Annotated in this window: 19 protein-coding genes; 16 read left to right on the top strand and 3 right to left on the bottom strand. The window is 72.4% G+C overall.

Features of this window, described 5'->3' with window-relative positions; all coding sequences use genetic code 11:
- Positions 1-4: 4 nt before the first annotated feature.
- A complete protein-coding gene (locus HF577_RS06055; RefSeq protein WP_169394731.1) occupies positions 5-2,038 on the bottom strand; it encodes an ATP-dependent DNA helicase in 2,034 nt (677 codons plus the stop codon).
- Positions 2,039-2,178: 140 nt separating this feature from the next.
- Between HF577_RS06055 and HF577_RS06060 the strand changes: the two genes are divergently transcribed.
- Positions 2,179-3,084, top strand: a complete 906-nt coding sequence (locus HF577_RS06060) for an acyl-CoA thioesterase (RefSeq protein ID WP_169394732.1) — start codon at positions 2,179-2,181, stop codon at positions 3,082-3,084.
- 47 nt (positions 3,085-3,131) lie between these two features.
- On the opposite strand, the gene HF577_RS06065 is transcribed toward HF577_RS06060, so the two are convergent.
- Entirely contained in the window at positions 3,132-3,704 is a 573-nt protein-coding gene (locus HF577_RS06065; RefSeq protein ID WP_169394733.1) for an isochorismatase family protein, read from the bottom strand.
- A complete protein-coding gene (locus HF577_RS06070) occupies positions 3,701-5,008 on the bottom strand; it encodes a nicotinate phosphoribosyltransferase (protein WP_169394734.1) in 1,308 nt (435 codons plus the stop codon). The genes HF577_RS06065 and HF577_RS06070 overlap by 4 nt, the downstream gene beginning before the upstream one ends.
- Positions 5,009-5,163: 155 nt before the next feature.
- Between HF577_RS06070 and clpS the strand changes: the two genes are divergently transcribed.
- The 15 genes from clpS (at position 5,164) to rdgB (ending at position 15,569) form a co-directional block, all read left to right on the top strand.
- Positions 5,164-5,460, top strand: coding sequence for an ATP-dependent Clp protease adapter ClpS (clpS, locus tag HF577_RS06075; protein ID WP_169394758.1), 297 nt, complete (start codon positions 5,164-5,166; stop codon positions 5,458-5,460).
- A complete protein-coding gene (locus HF577_RS06080; protein ID WP_169394735.1) occupies positions 5,457-6,008 on the top strand; it encodes a DUF2017 domain-containing protein in 552 nt (183 codons plus the stop codon). Before clpS ends, HF577_RS06080 begins: the two co-directional genes overlap by 4 nt.
- A 66-nt stretch (positions 6,009-6,074) precedes the next feature.
- On the top strand, positions 6,075-6,554 hold the full coding sequence (locus HF577_RS06085; RefSeq protein ID WP_169394736.1) for a Mov34/MPN/PAD-1 family protein: 480 nt from the start codon (positions 6,075-6,077) through the stop codon (positions 6,552-6,554).
- 49 nt (positions 6,555-6,603) lie between these two features.
- A complete protein-coding gene (locus HF577_RS06090; protein WP_169394737.1) occupies positions 6,604-6,876 on the top strand; it encodes a MoaD/ThiS family protein in 273 nt (90 codons plus the stop codon).
- Between the two features lie 31 nt (positions 6,877-6,907).
- Positions 6,908-7,858 carry a PLP-dependent cysteine synthase family protein gene (locus HF577_RS06095; RefSeq protein WP_169394738.1) on the top strand — a complete coding sequence of 317 codons (951 nt, stop codon included), beginning with the start codon at positions 6,908-6,910 and terminating at the stop codon, positions 7,856-7,858.
- 117 nt (positions 7,859-7,975) lie between these two features.
- The gene (locus HF577_RS39610; protein WP_169394739.1) at positions 7,976-8,965 is read left to right on the top strand and encodes a helix-turn-helix domain-containing protein; all 990 of its coding nucleotides are present in this window, start codon (positions 7,976-7,978) and stop codon (positions 8,963-8,965) included.
- A 108-nt stretch (positions 8,966-9,073) separates the two neighbouring features.
- On the top strand, positions 9,074-9,931 hold the full coding sequence (locus tag HF577_RS06105; protein ID WP_169394740.1) for an alpha/beta hydrolase: 858 nt from the start codon (positions 9,074-9,076) through the stop codon (positions 9,929-9,931).
- 135 nt (positions 9,932-10,066) lie between these two features.
- Positions 10,067-10,891, top strand: coding sequence for an alpha/beta fold hydrolase (locus HF577_RS06110; protein ID WP_169394741.1), 825 nt, complete (start codon positions 10,067-10,069; stop codon positions 10,889-10,891).
- 167 nt (positions 10,892-11,058) lie between these two features.
- A complete protein-coding gene (locus HF577_RS06115; protein ID WP_169394742.1) occupies positions 11,059-11,691 on the top strand; it encodes a rhomboid family intramembrane serine protease in 633 nt (210 codons plus the stop codon).
- Positions 11,692-11,701: 10 nt separating this feature from the next.
- Positions 11,702-12,544, top strand: coding sequence for a glutamate racemase (murI, locus tag HF577_RS06120; RefSeq protein WP_312858968.1), 843 nt, complete (start codon positions 11,702-11,704; stop codon positions 12,542-12,544).
- A 49-nt stretch (positions 12,545-12,593) separates the two neighbouring features.
- Positions 12,594-12,956 (top strand): hypothetical protein, encoded by a 363-nt coding sequence (locus HF577_RS06125; protein WP_169394743.1) that lies wholly within the window; start codon positions 12,594-12,596, stop codon positions 12,954-12,956.
- Positions 12,949-13,350: a hypothetical protein gene (locus HF577_RS06130; RefSeq protein WP_169394744.1), complete on the top strand. Its 402-nt coding sequence runs from the start codon at positions 12,949-12,951 to the stop codon at positions 13,348-13,350. Before HF577_RS06125 ends, HF577_RS06130 begins: the two co-directional genes overlap by 8 nt.
- Before the next feature lie 10 nt (positions 13,351-13,360).
- Positions 13,361-14,146: an MBL fold metallo-hydrolase gene (locus tag HF577_RS06135; protein WP_169394745.1), complete on the top strand. Its 786-nt coding sequence runs from the start codon at positions 13,361-13,363 to the stop codon at positions 14,144-14,146.
- Positions 14,147-14,199: 53 nt separating this feature from the next.
- Positions 14,200-14,982, top strand: a complete 783-nt coding sequence (gene rph / locus HF577_RS06140) for a ribonuclease PH (protein ID WP_169394746.1) — start codon at positions 14,200-14,202, stop codon at positions 14,980-14,982.
- Positions 14,979-15,569: an RdgB/HAM1 family non-canonical purine NTP pyrophosphatase gene (gene rdgB / locus HF577_RS06145; RefSeq protein WP_169394747.1), complete on the top strand. Its 591-nt coding sequence runs from the start codon at positions 14,979-14,981 to the stop codon at positions 15,567-15,569. Before rph ends, rdgB begins: the two co-directional genes overlap by 4 nt.
- The last annotated feature ends 107 nt before the right edge of the window (positions 15,570-15,676 follow it).

Below are 15,676 nucleotides of genomic sequence, written 5' to 3' on the forward strand. Positions count from 1 at the left end.
GGGGTCAGGCGCCGCGCAACCGCCGCAGCGCGGCGTGCACCTTCTCCCGGTCGTCGGTGGGCCAGAACGGGGGCAGCGACGCGCGCAGGAACCCGCCGTAGCGGGCCGTGGCCAGCCGCGGGTCGAGGATCGCGACGACGCCGCGGTCGTCCATCCCGCGCAGCAGCCGCCCCGCGCCCTGGGCGAGCAGGAGAGCGGCGTGGGTGGCGGACACCGTGAGGAACCCGTTGCCCCCGCGCGCATCGGTGGCCCGCTGGCGCGCCGCGACCAGCGGATCGTCCGGCCGCGGGAACGGGATGCGGTCGATGATCACGCAGGACAGCGACGGCCCCGGGACGTCGACGCCCTGCCACAGCGACAGCGTGCCGAACAGCGACGTCGCGTCGTCCTCGGCGAACTTCTTCACCAGCTGCATCGTGGAGTCGTCGCCCTGGCACAGCAGGGGGGTGTCGAGCCGGTCGCGCAGGGCCTCGGTGGCCTGCTTGGCCGCCCGCATCGACGAGAACAGCCCCAGGGTGCGGCCGCCGGCGGCCTCCACCAGGCCGGCGATCTCGTCGAGGTAGGACGGCGGCAGCCCGTCGCGGCCCGGGGGCGGGAGCCGTTTCGCGACGTAGAGGATGCCGCTGCGGCCGTGGGCGAACGGCGAGCCGACGTCCAGGCCGGACCACTTCGGAGCGTCGGGGTCGGGGATCGGGTCGTCCTCGACCGTGCTGTCCGCTTTCGCGTCGGAGCCCTTCTCCGGGGGCAGGCCCCACTGCCGGGCGAGTGCGTCGAAGTTGCCACCGAGGGCCAGCGTCGCCGAGGTCAGCACCACCGTGGACCGCCCGAAGAGCCGCTCGCGCAGCAGCCCGCCCACCCACAGCGGCGCGGCTCGCAGCACCTTGTGGCGGGCACCGTCGGGCCCCTGCTCCGCGAGCCACACCACGTCGCGGCGTTTCGCCGGGTCCGGCTCCTCGAACGCCGCGAGCAGCCGGACGGCGGTGTCGGCGAGCTCGTCGAGCGATGCCTGGGCGATCTTGCGGCCGGCGGCGGCGTCGGGCTCCTCCCGCCGCTCCGACCCCAGCGACTGCTTGCACGAGGCAGCGGCGTCGCGGACGGCCGAGAGCGCGCCCACCGCGGCCTGCGGGAGGCTGTCCCAGCGGCCGGGCGGCAGGTCCTCCAGCACCATCGCGAGGCCCTCGCCCGCCTCGGCGAGCCGGTCGGCGACCGCCTGGTCGACGAGCTTGCCCAGCCGCCGCGACGCGATGCCGATCGAGGTGGACGTCAGCTCGGCCGTGGCAACGCCGGTGACCCGGTCGACCAGCTCGTGGGCCTCGTCGACCACCACGACGTCGTGCTCGGGCAGCACGGGGCGGCCCTCCAGCGCGTCGATGGCCAGCAGCGCGTGGTTGGTGACGACGATGTCGGCCTTGCCTGCCTCGGCGCGGGCCTTCTCGGCGAAACAGTCGTCGCCGACCGGGCACTTCGCGGCCCCGAGGCACTCCCGTGCGGTGACGGAGACCTGCCGCCACGTGGCGTCGGGCACGCCGGGGACGAGCTCATCGCGGTCGCCCTTGTCGCTGGTGTCGGCCCACTCGTGCAGCCGCTTGATCTGGCGGCCCATCGCCGAGATCGCGAACGGGTCGAACAGCTCGTCGGCGGGGTCCGCGTCGTCGCCGCCGTGCAGCTTGTTGAGGCAGAGGTAGTTGCGCCGGCCCTTCAGGATCGCGAAGGTCGGCGCCCGGCCGAGCAGTGGCTTGAGGGCCTTGGCGAGCCGCGGGAGATCGCGGTCGACCAGCTGGCGTTGCAGCGCGATCGTGGCGGTGGACACCACGACCGTGGAGTCCTTCGCGACGGCGTGGTGGATCGCGGGCACCAGGTAGGCAAGCGACTTGCCGGTGCCGGTGCCGGCCTGCACGGCCACGTGTTCCCCGGTGGTGATGGCCTTGCGTACGGCCTGGACCATCGCATCCTGGCCCTCGCGCCGCTGCCCGCCGACCGCGGCGACGGCCGCCTCCAACAGCTCCGCCACGCCGGGCAGTCGGGTCGCGGTGGGCACCCCGGGAGGCTACCCGGAGGGCCCGACGGGCCGAGGTCGAACCGCCGATCCGGCGCGGACGGCACCAGGTAGTGAGGCTCACACGTGATCCATCACGGGTGCCTGCAACGGGCGTGGCGGCGTCGGCCATCATGAACAGAGTGACGTCCACGCACCTCCTGCTCCGCTCGTCGTCCTACCCGGTACTGATCGAGCACCCCGCCCGCTACAACGACCTCGACCCGAGCCGGCGAATCGGCCGTGACGCGATCGTGCGCTGGTTCGAGGACGCGCGGATCGCCGTCGAACGGGACGTCTTCGGTGCGGGCCTCACCGCCCGGATGCGGCTGCTGCTCGCCTCGGTACGGGTCGACGTGCTCGCCCCGCTGCAGGTCATCCCCCGTAGCGCGACCGGCGCCCGCATCGACACCGGCCAGTACCGCATCGGCATCGGGGTCAGCCACATCGGCGACTCGTCGTTCGCCTACACCTACGGCGTCTTCGCGGGCGACGAGTGCGTCGCCACCGGCGAGTCGGTCAGCGTGCACGCCACCGTCGGCGGGCCGGCCCCGCTCCCGGAGGCGGTCCGCGCCGCGCTGGAGACCCTCCGCACCGACGCTCCTGCCCCCACCCGCCTCGAGCGCGGGCCGTCCCGGCTGATCCGGGAGGCGTACCCGTTCAGGCTGGACGTGCGCACCCGCTTCGGCGACCTCGACCCGAACCGGCACGTCAACAACGTGGCGCTGGCCGGCTGGTACCTCGACGGGCTCGCGGAGCTGCACCTCGACGTGCTGGGCTACCCGGTCGGTGGCCCGCTCGACGGGCTCTCGCCGAGCTCGCTGCGGGTCGACTACCTCGACGAGGTCCGCTACCCGGGCATCTACCAGCTGCGCGTCGGCGTGCTCGACCTCGACGAGACCGAGGTGCGCTACGCGTGCGGCCTGTTCGACGGCCCCCGCTGCATCGGCCTCGCCGAGGCCGTCGGCGCCCACCGCCTGGAGGACGAGGCCGGTGACCCGGGCGACCTGGCCGCGCGCCTGGAGCCCTTCCGCATGCGCAACGTCTGACCCCACCTCGGAGCCGTAGTGCTGTCAGCGCACGCCGTCCGACAGCACTACGGCTCCGCAACGAGGGCGACGCCCGCGGTTCGCAGCTGGGTAAGTGCGCGGCTCGTCGTCTCCTCGGCCACTCCGGCGCACATGTCCAGCAGCACCGTCGTGGCGAAGCCGGCCGCGGCGGCGTCCAGCGCGGTGACGCGCACGCAGTGGTCGGTGGCGATCCCCACCACGTCCACCGTGTCGACGTCGCGGGCGCGCAGCCACTCGGCCAGCCCCGTGCCGCCGGGCTCGGTGCCCTCGAACGCGGAGTAGGCCGCGGAGTGGTGGCCCTTGTCGAACACCGCCTCGATCCGGGCGACGTCGAGATCGGGGTGGAAGGACACGCCGGGCGAGCCGTGCCGGCAGTGCGGCGGCCACGTGTCGACGAAGTCGGGGGCGTCGGAGAAGTGGGCGCCGGGATCGATGTGGTGGTCGCGGCTGGCCACGACGTGGTCCCAGCGGTGCTCGCGGTCCCCGGCCTGCAGGGCCGCCGAGATCGCGGCTGCCACCGCGGCCCCGCCCGCGACGCCGAGGGAGCCGCCCTCGCAGAAGTCGTTCTGCACGTCGACGACGATCAGCGCCCGCGTCACCGTGCGGTCCCCTCGAACACGGTGGGGAGTGCCGGCTCGCCGCGGGAGAGCTTGAGCCCCTCCCACGGCACGGACACGAGAGCGGTGCGCAGGTGCCCGCGGGACTCCTCCAGCGTCGCCAGCCCGGCCACCAGCTCGCCGCCGCGCATCAGCGGGATCGGGACCACCCGGTCGTGCGGTCCGGTCTCGGGCGTGACGGTGACGGGATGCACGACCTCCTCGATGGCCGTGCCCGTCGGCTTGTAACGCCGCAGCGCCGACTTCCGTCCGCCGCGGGACTCCTTCGCCGCGCTGCGCTTGGCGACGGGCCGCCCGTCGACCTCGACCAGCTTGTAGACCATGCCCGCGGTCGGCGCCCCGGAACCCGTGACCACCGACGTGCCCACGCCGTAGGAGTCGACGGGCTCGGCGCGCAGCGACGCGATCGCGTACTCGTCCAGGTCGCCGGAGAGCACGATCTTGGTGTCCGTGGCCCCGAGGGCGTCGAGCTGGTCGCGGGCCTGCCGCGCCAGCTCACCGAGGTCGCCGGAGTCGATGCGGATCGCCCCGAGCCCCGTGCCGGCGGCCTCGATGGCCAGCTCGATGCCCCGGCGGATGTCGTAGGTGTCGACGAGAAGCGTGGTGTCGGGCCCGAGTGCGGCCACCTGGCTCTTGAACGCGCCCAGTTCGTCGTCGTGCAGGAGCACCCACGCGTGGGCGGCGGTGCCGGTGGTGGGGATCCCGTGGCGGCGCTCGGCCTCCAGGTTCGACGTGGCGACGAACCCGGCGAGGTACGCAGCGCGGGCGGCGGCCACCGCGGCGGCCTCGTGCGTGCGCCGCGAGCCCATCTCGATGATGGGACGGCCCGCCGCGGCCGTCACCATCCGCGACGCGGCCGAGGCGATCGCGCTGTCGTGGTTGAGGATCGACAGGGCCAGCGTCTCCAGCAGCACCGCGTCGGCGAAGGTGCCGCTGACGGTGAGCACGGGCGAGCCGGGGAAGTACAGCTCGCCCTCCGGGTAGCCGTCGACGTCCCCGGAGAAGCGGTACTCGGCGAGCCACGCCAGCGTCTCGCGGTCGACGACGTCGGCGAGCATCTGCAGCTCCTGGTCGCCGAACCGGAACCGCTCGATCGACTCCAGCAGCCGGCCCGTGCCGGCCACCACGCCGTACCGGCGCCCGTCGGGGAGCCTGCGGGCGAACACCTCGAACACGCAGTGCCGCTGCGCGGTGCCGTCGGCGAGCGCGGCAGCCGCCATCGTCAGCTCGTAGCGGTCGGTCAGCAGCGCGGTGCTGACCCCCGCAGTCGACGGGCTACCACTCATCGCATGCCCTCGCTGCGCTCGGGCGACGCTTCGCGGTGGCGCTGTGCCGATGATTCGCTCGCAGGCTCACTCATCGCTTAACCCCATGGCGTTCACCATGTCCCGACCCTATGTTGCCGTGCACCTTCTGGACCCGGGGTGTCACCATGGACGTTATGGCCGCGCCGCTACCCGCACCCACGCGCCAGGTGGACCCGGAGCTCGCCGAGGACTCGGTGGTCGACACGCCCTGGCAGGCGATCGTGTGGAACGACCCAGTCAACCTCATGTCCTACGTCACCTACGTCCTGCAGAAGCTCTTCGGCTACCCCGAGCCGAAGGCCACCGCGCTGATGCTCGACGTGCACCACAAGGGCAAGGCTGCGGTCTCGGCAGGCGACAAGGACAAGATCGAGGCCGACGTGGCCAAACTGCACGCGGCCGGTCTCTGGGCCACCATGCAGCGCGCATGAACGGCTGGAAGCGCTCCGGGCGGGGAGCCAAGGCCCGGCTGGTCGCGTCGCTCGAGGCACAGGAGGCCGCCGTGCTGCGCGGCCTGGTGGGCGAGGTCCGGCAGATCCTCGCCGGCCGTGCCGACGACAACCCGGCCGACGAGCTCGCGATCCTCACCGGCATGCGCACCGGGCCCTCCACCCGGCCCACCGACCGGGTCCTCGCGCGGCTGCTGCCCGACTTCACCACCGAGGACACCGACCTCGCCGCCGGCCTGCGCTCCCTGCACGAGCCCGAGCTGATCGAGGCCAAGGACTCCAACGCCGCCGTGGTGCTCGAGACGTTGCCCGAGTCGGGCGGCCGGGTGGAGCTCACCCCCGACCAGGCCGACGCCTGGCTCGCCTCGCTCAACGACGTGCGGCTCGCCCTCGGCACCGCACTCGACGTGAGCGAGGACATGCCCGAGCAGCTCCCGTCGGACGACCCGCGCGCCACCCACATGGGCGTCTACCACTGGCTCACCTTCGTGCAGGACGCGCTGGTGCAGACGAGGATGCAGATCCGGTAGCGGTACGGGGTGTGAGCCGTCCCGTGCGGAGTGCACCGAGGCGGTGTCGAGCCGTACGCTGGTGTGGTGCTGGTGATTCGAGCCGATCTCGTTGCGGAGATCGTCGCCCACGCCCGCCGGGACCACCCCGACGAGGCGTGCGGTGTCATCGCCGGACCCGAGGGCTCGGACCGGCCGGAGCGGTTCGTCCCGATGCTCAACGCGGCCCGGTCGCCCACCTTCTACGAGTTCGACTCCGGCGATCTGCTCCGGCTCTACCGCGAGATGGACGCCCGTGGCGAGGTGCCCGTGGTGATCTACCACTCGCACACGGCCACCGAGGCCCACCCGTCGCGCACCGACATCTCCCTCGCCTCCGAGCCCGAGGCGCACTACGTGCTCGTGTCCACGCGTGACGAGGCCGAGCCGAACCACGCGGGGCACGAGCTCCGGTCGTTCCGGATCGTGGACGGTGTGGTCACCGAGGAACAGGTCGACGTCGTGGAGACTTACATGTTCGCGCACACGGGCGCGGACGACGTCCCCGACAGGGACGCGTCGGTCTGACGCCCGCCCTTTCCGCGACCGCCCGAACGATCCGACCTGGAGCATCACCATGGCCGTCACCGTGTCCATCCCCACCATCCTCCGTACGCACACCGGCGGCGAGAAGTCCGTCGAGGCGAAGGGCAACACCGTCGGCGAGGTGATCAACGATCTCGAGGCGCGCCACGGCGGCATCGCCGGCCGGCTGGTCAACAACGGCTCGCTGCACCGCTTCGTCAACATCTACGTCGACGACGAGGACGTGCGTTTCGCCGGCGGCCTCGAGGCCCCGGTCGGCGAGAACTCCACCGTCACGATCCTGCCCGCCGTCGCCGGCGGCTGAGAGCGCGGGCGGAGCGGAAGGAAGGCCGGGCATGGCCCGCTACGACTCACTGCTCGCCGCGGTGGGGGACACCCCGCTCGTCGGCCTGCCGAACCTCTCGCCCACCCCGGAGGTACGGCTCTGGGCGAAGCTCGAGGACCGCAACCCCACCGGTTCCATCAAGGACCGCCCCGCCCTCGCCATGATCGAGAAGGCCGAGGCGGACGGGCTGCTGACGCCCGGCTGCACGGTGCTCGAACCGACGTCCGGCAACACCGGCATCTCGCTCGCGATGGCCTGCAAGCTCAAGGGCTACAACCTGATCTGTGTGATGCCGGAGAACACCTCGATCGAGCGCAGGCAGCTCCTCGAGATGTACGGCGCGCAGATCATCTCCTCGCCCGCGGCGGGGGGCTCCAACCAGGCCGTCGCCATGGCCAAGGAGCTCGCCGCGGAGCACCCCGAGTGGGTGATGCTCTACCAGTACGGCAACCCGGCCAACGCCAACGCGCACTACCGCACGACCGGCCCGGAGATCCTGCGCGACCTGCCCACGATCACCCACTTCGTCGCCGGCCTCGGCACCACGGGCACGCTCGTGGGCACCGGGCGCTACCTGCGCGAGCACAAGCCGGACGTGCAGATCGTGGCGGCCGAGCCGCGCTACGGCGAGCTGGTGTACGGCCTGCGCAACCTCGACGAGGGCTTCGTCCCCGAGCTGTACGACCCCGAGGTGCTCACCGCCCGCTACTCGGTGGGCTCGCGCGACGCGCTGCGCCGCACCCGCCTGCTCGTGGAGAAGGAGGGCATCTTCGCGGGCATCTCCACCGGCGGCATCCTGCACGCCGCCCTCGCCGTCGCGGAGAAGGCCGCGGGCGTGGGCGACATGGCCGACATCGTCATCGTCGTGTGCGACGCGGGATGGAAGTACCTGTCCACGGGCGCCTACTCCGGCGAGCTCGACGAGGCCGCTGAGGGCATCGAGGGCCAGCTCTGGGCCTAGCCGCCGACGAGTGGTTGAACAAGCGACGATCTCTTGTGGGTGGGCGCGCCGGCGCCGATATGATCTCGCCACTCTGATGCACTCACCGTCGGTGAGGGACGGCCGACAGGAGCTGGCGTGCTCTCGAGGTTCTCACTCGACGCCGTGCCGGCGCCGCTTCGGCCGCAGGCGCTACGTGATGCGTTCGCGCAGAACCCGATGCCCGTCCAGGTCCGGTTCCGCCGGACCACCGACGTCCGGGCCGCGTTCGCGACCGCCGCACTGGGCCGGGTGCGTGTCGAACGCTTCAACGTCCAGGGCGTCACCGGGACGGCTCTTCGTGAGCTCACCACCGACGACACCGCTGTCGAGCCGGCGGTCACCCTGCATTGGCTCCACCGGGGGGCGCTCACGATCCACCACGACGATCAGGCGTTCTCCCTCACCCCTCGATCCATGTCGTTCACCAGCGCGGACCTGCCGCTGCGGATGACTCAGGACCACGAGTGCGTGATGACGACGATCACCGTGCCGTACCAGGAGCTGCGGCTTCCGGTCTCCGTCATCCGCGCGGCCCTGAACCGGCCCTTCGACGACTCCGAACCCGTCGCGGCCACCGTCGTGGCCCTCGTCGACCGCCTGACGACCGACCTGGCCGACGCGCCCGACCAGCCATGGGAGGTGATGGAACAGGCGGTCATCGGGCTGATGCGTGCGCTCGTGCTCCTCACCACCGGGAACGAGCGGGCCGCGAGCGGGCCGCTCGCGGAGAGCCTCGGTGAGCGCATCGTGGCCTACATCGATCGGCACGCCCTCGACGGATCGCTCGACGCCGCACACATCGCGGCAGCTCACAGCATCTCCGTGCGATACCTCTACCTGATCCTCCGCCGGCGCGAGGTCAGCCTGGGCGAACACATCCGCTCCCGACGGCTCGACCACGCCGCCAAGCTGCTGAGCGACCCCGCCGCGGCGCACCTGTCCATCGCGGAGATCGCCTACCGTTCCGGCTTCGCCGACCAGGCGCACTTCTCGCGAACCTTCGGCAGGCGCTTCGACGTCCCTCCGCGGGAGTGGCGGCTCCGCGCGACAGCGCGAACGCGGGCAGGCGTCGAGAACGACGCCTAGCGCGAACGAGGTGCTGCGCAGGGTGGAGACACCCTGTGCGCGCTGGTGCAAGACCGGCTGCCGCCACCGCTCCTACCGTCTCCGTGTCCCGACAAGAGGAGCTTCCCCATGCCGACACTCACCGAGCGCGAACTGGCCGAGATCGAGAGCGCCAACGCCTCGGGCCGCCCGACGGTCGCCTTCGTCCACGGCCTCTGGCTGCTGTCGAGCAGCTGGGACAAGTGGCGCGCCCACTTCGAGGAGCGCGGCTACGCCACCATCGCACCCGGCTGGCCGGACGACCCGGAGACCGTCGCCGAGGCGCGGCAGGACCCCTCGGTCTTCGCCCACAAGATGATCGGCGTCGTCACCGACCACTACCTCGACGCGCTGAGCCGGCTGGAGCGCAAGCCGGGCCTCGTGGGCCACTCCTTCGGCGGACTCATCGCGCAGAAGCTCGCGGGGGAGGGCGCGGCCACGGCAACCGTCGCCATCGACCCCGCACCCTTCCGCGGCGTCGTGCCCGTCCCGTGGTCGGCGTTGAGGTCCGGGGCCCCGATCCTGGGTAACCCGGCCAACGCCGGGCGGGCGGTGTCGCTCACCTTCGAGCAGTTCTCCTACGCCTGGGTGAACAACCTCGGCGAGGACGAGGCGCGCCGACTGTACGACGAGTACCACGTGGCCGCGGCAGGCGCGCCGCTCTTCCAGGCTGTCACGGCGAACCTCAACCCCTGGACAGAAGCGCAGGTCGACGTGCACAACCCCGACCGCGGGCCGCTCCTGATCATCGCCGGACAGGCGGACAACACCATTCCGCTCGCCATCACCCACGCGATGGTGAAGCTGCAGCAGAAGAACGACGGCATCACCGAGATCGCCGAGATCCCCGGCCGCGGTCACTCGCTCACGATCGACCACGGCTGGGCCGAGGTGGCCGACGTCTCGCTCGCCTTCCTCGACCGCTTCACACCGTCGTCGCTCAGCTGACCAGCGCGGTTCACCCTGACAAGCAACGGTGCGGAGAGCAGGATCGGGGCAGCCGCTTCGCCCGGTGTGCGACGTGCGAAGCCGGGATCAGCAGCCGACACAGCAGCGACGGCACCACATTCCTCGGAGGAAACCATGACCACCATCACCACGACGGACGGCACGGAGATCTACTACAAGGACTGGGGGTCCGGGCAACCCATAGTGTTCAGCCACGGCTGGCCGCTCTCGGCCGACGACTGGGACACCCAGATGTTGTTCTTCCTCGAGCACGGCTACCGCGTGATCGCGCACGACCGGCGTGGGCACGGCCGCTCGACCCAGACCAGCGGCGGGCACGACATGGACCACTACGCCGCCGACCTGGCCGCCCTGACCGAACACCTCGATCTGCGCGACGCCATCCACGTCGGCCACTCCACCGGCGGTGGCGAGGTGGCCCACTACATCGGGCAGCACGGTGAGGAGCGCGTCAGCCGGGCGGTGCTCATCAGCGCGGTGCCTCCGATCATGGTGCAGACCGAGAGCAACCCGGGCGGCCTGCCCAAGAGCGTGTTCGACGACCTGCAGGCCCAGCTGGCCGCCAACCGGTCCGAGTTCTACCGGGCCCTCCCGACGGGGCCGTTCTACGGCTACAACCGTCCCGGCGCGACGGCATCGGAAGCGATCATCGAGAACTGGTGGCGGCAGGGGATGATGGGCGGGGCGAAGGCCCACTACGACGGCATCGTCGCGTTCTCCCAGACCGACTTCACCGAGGACCTGAAGCGGATCACGGTGCCCGTCCTGGTCATGCACGGCGAGGACGACCAGATCGTCCCCTACGCCGACTCCGGGCCGCTGTCCGCGGAACTCGTGCAGAACGGGACCCTCAAGAGCTACCCCGGGTTCCCGCACGGCATGCCGACCACCGAAGCCGCGACGATCAACGCCGATCTTCTGGAGTGGCTGCAGTCCTGATCCGGGCCGTCAGGCCTACCTGACGCGGCGCGGTCACCGGATGGTGCGGTGGCCGCGTCGCTCGGCGCGGCGGCCGGCCGTCCGACGGCGGGTTCCGCCGGCCGGCCCCCCTGAAGGAACCCTGAAAGGCCCTGGAAGACCGGCGATCCGCGGGTAGCCTCGGTCACATGGTCGTCCCTGCGCCCGCGTCCCGCCGGTCGATCGCCCGGGTGCTCCCGCCCTCGCCGGTGCTCGCGCTGTTCACGATGCTCTTCTTCGCCGGGCTGCTCTACGTGTCCGAGGCCGTCGACCAGCTCTCGGGACTGCGTCTGGACAACGACGGCATCGTGCCGCGTTCGGTGGACGGGCTCGACGGGATCCTGTGGGCCCCGCTGCTCCACGCGGGGTGGCCGCACCTGCTGGCCAACACCATCCCGTTCCTCGTCTTCGGGTTCCTCGCCATGGCGGGCGGGATCCGGCAGTTCGTGTTCGTGACCGCCACGATCTGGCTGCTGGGCGGGCTCGGCGTGTGGCTGATCGGGCCGCCGAACACGTCCACGATCGGGGCGTCCGGGGTGATCTTCGGGTGGCTGGTGTTCCTGCTCGCCCGCGGGTTCTTCGCCCGCAGCGGCCGCCAGATCGTGCTGGGTGTGGTGCTGTTCGTGATCTGGGGAGGCATCCTGTTCGGGATCCTGCCCGGGCAGCCGGGCATCTCCTGGCAGGCCCACCTGTTCGGGGCGCTGGCCGGCCTGCTCGCCGCCCGGCTCGTGGCGCAGGCCGACCGCCGCCGCTCCCGGCCGGCCCCTGCCCTGGGCGCCTAGAATTCCCGCCGTGACCCCAGGGATCGACGCGCCGATCGGCATCTTCGACTCGGGCGTCGGCGGTCTGACGGTGACGCGGGCGGTGATCGACCTGCTGCCCGCCGAGCAGGTCGTCTACGTCGGTGACACCGCGCACGGCCCCTACGGCCCGCTGCGGATCGCCGACATCCGCCGCTACGCGCTCGAGGTCGGCGACGCGCTCCAGGAGCGCGGGGTCAAGGCGCTGGTCGTGGCGTGCAACTCCGCCTCGGCGGCCTGCCTTCCCGACATCCGCGAGCGCTACCCGGTGCCGGTCGTCGAGGTCGTGCGTCCCGCCGTCCGCCGGGCCGTCGCGGCCACGCGCAACGGCCGGATCGGGGTCATCGGCACCCGCGCCACCATCGTGTCCGGGGCCTACACCGACTCGTTCGCGGCGGCCCGCGACGTCGAGGTCACGGCCGTGGCGTGCCCGCGCTTCGTCGACTTCGTCGAGCGCGGCATGACCAGCGGGCGGCAGATCCTCGGCCTCGCCCAGAGCTACCTCGAGCCGCTGCAGCGGGCCGAGGTCGACACGGTCGTGCTCGGCTGCACCCACTACCCGCTGCTCGCGGGCGTGTTGCAGATCGTGCTGGGCCCCGACGTCACGCTGGTGTCCAGTGCCGACGAGACGGCCAAGGACCTCGTGCGCGTGCTCATGGACAGCGACCTCGCCCGCGACCCGGCCGGGCCGCGACCCGGCCCGCACCAGTTCCTCGCCACCGGCGACCCGGAGCCGTTCCGCAGGCTCGGGCGCCGCTTCCTCGGCCCGGAGATCGGCACGGTGTCCGCGCTGGCCACCCACCCCGCCGTCGTGCCTGCTTCGACCGCGGGCTGAGGGAGGCTGACCAGGTTCCGCGGCCGGCCGGCGGGTAGCGTCACCCACCGTGATCGACGCCCTGGAGATACTGGTGCTCGTCGCGACCGGTGCCCTGGCGGTCTTCGGAGTGGTGCTCACGATCCTGAACCGCCCCCCGGACCGCACGATGCGCCTCGCGGTCGGTGCCGTCGAGGTACTGCTCGTCGTGCAGGCGGCCATCGCGGCCGTCCGGGTGTTCTCCGGCACCGCGCTGCCGGAGACGCAGACGTTCCTGATCTATCTGGTCGTGTCGGTGTGCGTGCTGCCGATCGCCACCCAGTTCGCCACGGCCGAGCCCACCCGCTGGGGCGGCACCGTCATCGCCGTCGGCGCGATCGCCACCGCCGTGGCCGTGTGGAGGCTGCAGGGACTGTGGCTCGCCGGTGCCTGAGCCCGCCCGCGCCACCTCGTCCGGCCCTGGCCGGGTGCTGATCGCCGTCTACGGCGTCTTCGCCCTGTCGGCCACCGCACGTGCGCTCGTGCAGATCGCCACGAAGTTCCACGAGGCTCCGCTCGCCTTCCTGCTCTCCCTGGTGGCGGGCATCGTCTACATCCTGGCGACGATCGGTCTCAACGGCCGTGGACCAGGCGCCCGCAGGCTGGCCTGGGCAGCTGTCGGGTTCGAGCTGGCCGGGGTGCTGATCGTCGGCACCCTCACCGTGCTCGACGCCGCCGACTTCCCCGACGACACCGTGTGGTCGGTGTACGGGCGGGGCTACGGCTTCGTGCCGCTGGTCCTCCCGTTCATCGGGCTGTGGTGGCTGCGGCACACGCGCGCGCGTTAGCGTGCAGCCCATGAGGTTGATCGTGTTGGGCTGCTCCGGGAGCGGCCCGGGCCCGGACTCGCCGGCGTCGGGCTACCTCCTCGAGGCCGGCGACACGCGGCTGGTGATGGACCTCGGCAACGGCACGCTCAGTGCGCTGCAACGCCACCTCGACCCGTGGGCACTCGACGGCGTGCTGTTCAGCCACCTGCACCCCGACCACTGCGCCGACTTCGCCTCGCTCGTCGTGCACCGCCGCTTCCATCCGCGTCCGCCGTTCGACCCCACCACCCGGCCGCTGCCCGTGCACGCCCCCGCCGAGGCGCCCGACCGGTTCGCCGCGGCCTATGCGCCGTCGGCGGCCGAGCGCGCCGCCACCGACCTCGGTGACGTCTTCACCTTCCACCCGCTGTCCGACGGCGGGAACGTCACGGTGGCCGGGGTCGCGGTGCGGTCCGGGCTGGTGGACCACCCGTGCGAGGCGTACGCGCTGCGGCTGGAGCACGGCGAGCGCAGCCTCGTCTACAGCGGCGACACCGGCCCGTGCGACGGCCTCGTCGAGCTCGCCCGCGGCGCCGACGTGCTGCTCTGCGAGGCCACGTGGCCCCACGTCACCGAGTGGTGGGAGCAACCGCCGCCCGGGGTGCACCTGTCGGGACGGCAGGCAGGTGAGCACGCGGAGGCGGCCGGCGTCGGGCGGCTGCTGCTGACGCACGTCCCGGCCTGGTTCGACGGCGACCAGCTGCTCGCCGAGGCCAAGGCCGCGTTCAGCGGGCCCGTCGAGCTGGTGGCGCCCGATGCCGCCTACGCGATCTGACCCTCGTCCGATCTGACGCCGGGGTTACCCGACCGGCGACCTAAGCTGGCCCGGTGACGCGAACGGATGGCACCCCCCAGGACGGGACCAGGGCAGATGGACGGTCGGACGACCAGCTACGGCCGGTGACGATCACCCGCGGGTTCCAGAAGCATCCCGCGGGATCGGTGCTCGTCGAGTTCGGCGACACCAAGGTGCTGTGCGCGGCGAGCGTCACCGAAGGGGTGCCCCGCTGGCGCAAGGGCTCCGGTCTCGGCTGGGTCACCGCGGAGTACGCGATGCTGCCCTCGGCCACCAACACCCGCAGCGACCGTGAGTCGGTCAAGGGACGCATCGGCGGGCGGACCCACGAGATCAGCAGGCTGATCGGCCGCTCGCTGCGGGCGTGCATCGACCTGGCCGCTCTCGGCGAGAACACCATCGCGCTCGACTGCGACGTCCTGCAGGCCGACGGCGGCACGCGCACCGCGGCGATCACCGGCGCCTACGTGGCGCTGGCCGACGCCATCACCTGGCTCGGCGCACGCGGCAGCCTCGCCGATCCCAAGCCGCTGTCCTGCCGCGTCGCCGCGGTGAGCGTGGGTGTGGTCGACGGGCGAGTCCGTCTGGACCTGCCCTACGAGGAGGACTCCCGCGCCGAGGTCGACACGAACGTCGTCGCCACCGACACCGGCACCCTCATCGAGGTGCAGGGCACCGGCGAGGGCGCCACGTTCACGCGGCGCACGCTCGACTCCATGCTCGACGTGGCGCTCGCCGGCATCCGGCAGCTCTCCGACCTGCAGGCCGCCGTCCTCGCCGAGCCCTACCCCGGCACGCTGCCGGAGCAGTCGTGAAGGTACTGGTCGCCACCCGCAACGCCGGCAAGCTGGCCGAGCTGCGGCGGATGCTCGCGGACGGACCGGTCGAGGTGGTCGGGCTCGCCGACGTCCCGGAGTTCCCCGACGCCCCCGAGACCGGGGCGACGTTCGCGGAGAACGCACTCGCGAAGGCCCGCGACGCCGCGACGGCCATCGGGCTCCCGTCCGTCGCCGACGACTCGGGGCTCGCCGTCGACGCGCTGAACGGCATGCCCGGTGTGCTCTCCGCCCGCTGGGCGGGCCGGCACGGGGACGACGAGGCCAACCTGAAGCTGCTGCTCGGCCAGCTCGCCGACGTCCCCGACGAGCGGATGGGCGCGGCGTTCGTCTGCGCGGCGGCGCTCGTGGTGCCCGGCGGCCTCGAGACCGTGGTGCACGGCGAGTGGACCGGCCGGATCGTCCGCGAGCCGCGGGGCTCCGGAGGGTTCGGCTACGACCCGATCTTCGTGCCCGACGGGGAGCAGCGCACCTCGGCCGAGCTGAGCCCCCAGGAGAAGGACGCGGCCTCACACCGCGGCCGCGCCCTGCGCGCCCTGATCCCGCACCTGCGCGACCTCACCTGAGACCCGCACCCGGTCGGCGGGGCCGACTCGCGGACCGAGAACGGGCGACTCGCGCGGCGGGAACGGGCGACTCGCGGGGTGGGAGTGGGCGACTCGCGGGGCGGGAA

Source organism: Pseudonocardia xinjiangensis, assembly GCF_012911925.1.
Taxonomy (GTDB): domain Bacteria; phylum Actinomycetota; class Actinomycetes; order Mycobacteriales; family Pseudonocardiaceae; genus Pseudonocardia; species Pseudonocardia xinjiangensis.

Bases quoted from the DNA above. Each gene is read 5' to 3' on its own strand.
- HF577_RS06070 (WP_169394734.1), bottom strand. From the start codon at position 5,008: ATGAGTGGTAGCCCGTCGACTGCGGGGGTCAGCACCGCGCTGCTGACC.
- clpS (WP_169394758.1), top strand. From the start codon at position 5,164: ATGGCCGCGCCGCTACCCGCACCCACGCGCCAGGTGGACCCGGAGCTC.
- HF577_RS06080 (WP_169394735.1), top strand. From the start codon at position 5,457: ATGAACGGCTGGAAGCGCTCCGGGCGGGGAGCCAAGGCCCGGCTGGTC.
- HF577_RS06090 (WP_169394737.1), top strand. From the start codon at position 6,604: ATGGCCGTCACCGTGTCCATCCCCACCATCCTCCGTACGCACACCGGC.
- HF577_RS06095 (WP_169394738.1), top strand. From the start codon at position 6,908: ATGGCCCGCTACGACTCACTGCTCGCCGCGGTGGGGGACACCCCGCTC.
- HF577_RS06105 (WP_169394740.1), top strand. From the start codon at position 9,074: ATGCCGACACTCACCGAGCGCGAACTGGCCGAGATCGAGAGCGCCAAC.
- HF577_RS06110 (WP_169394741.1), top strand. From the start codon at position 10,067: ATGACCACCATCACCACGACGGACGGCACGGAGATCTACTACAAGGAC.
- HF577_RS06115 (WP_169394742.1), top strand. From the start codon at position 11,059: ATGGTCGTCCCTGCGCCCGCGTCCCGCCGGTCGATCGCCCGGGTGCTC.
- HF577_RS06135 (WP_169394745.1), top strand. From the start codon at position 13,361: ATGAGGTTGATCGTGTTGGGCTGCTCCGGGAGCGGCCCGGGCCCGGAC.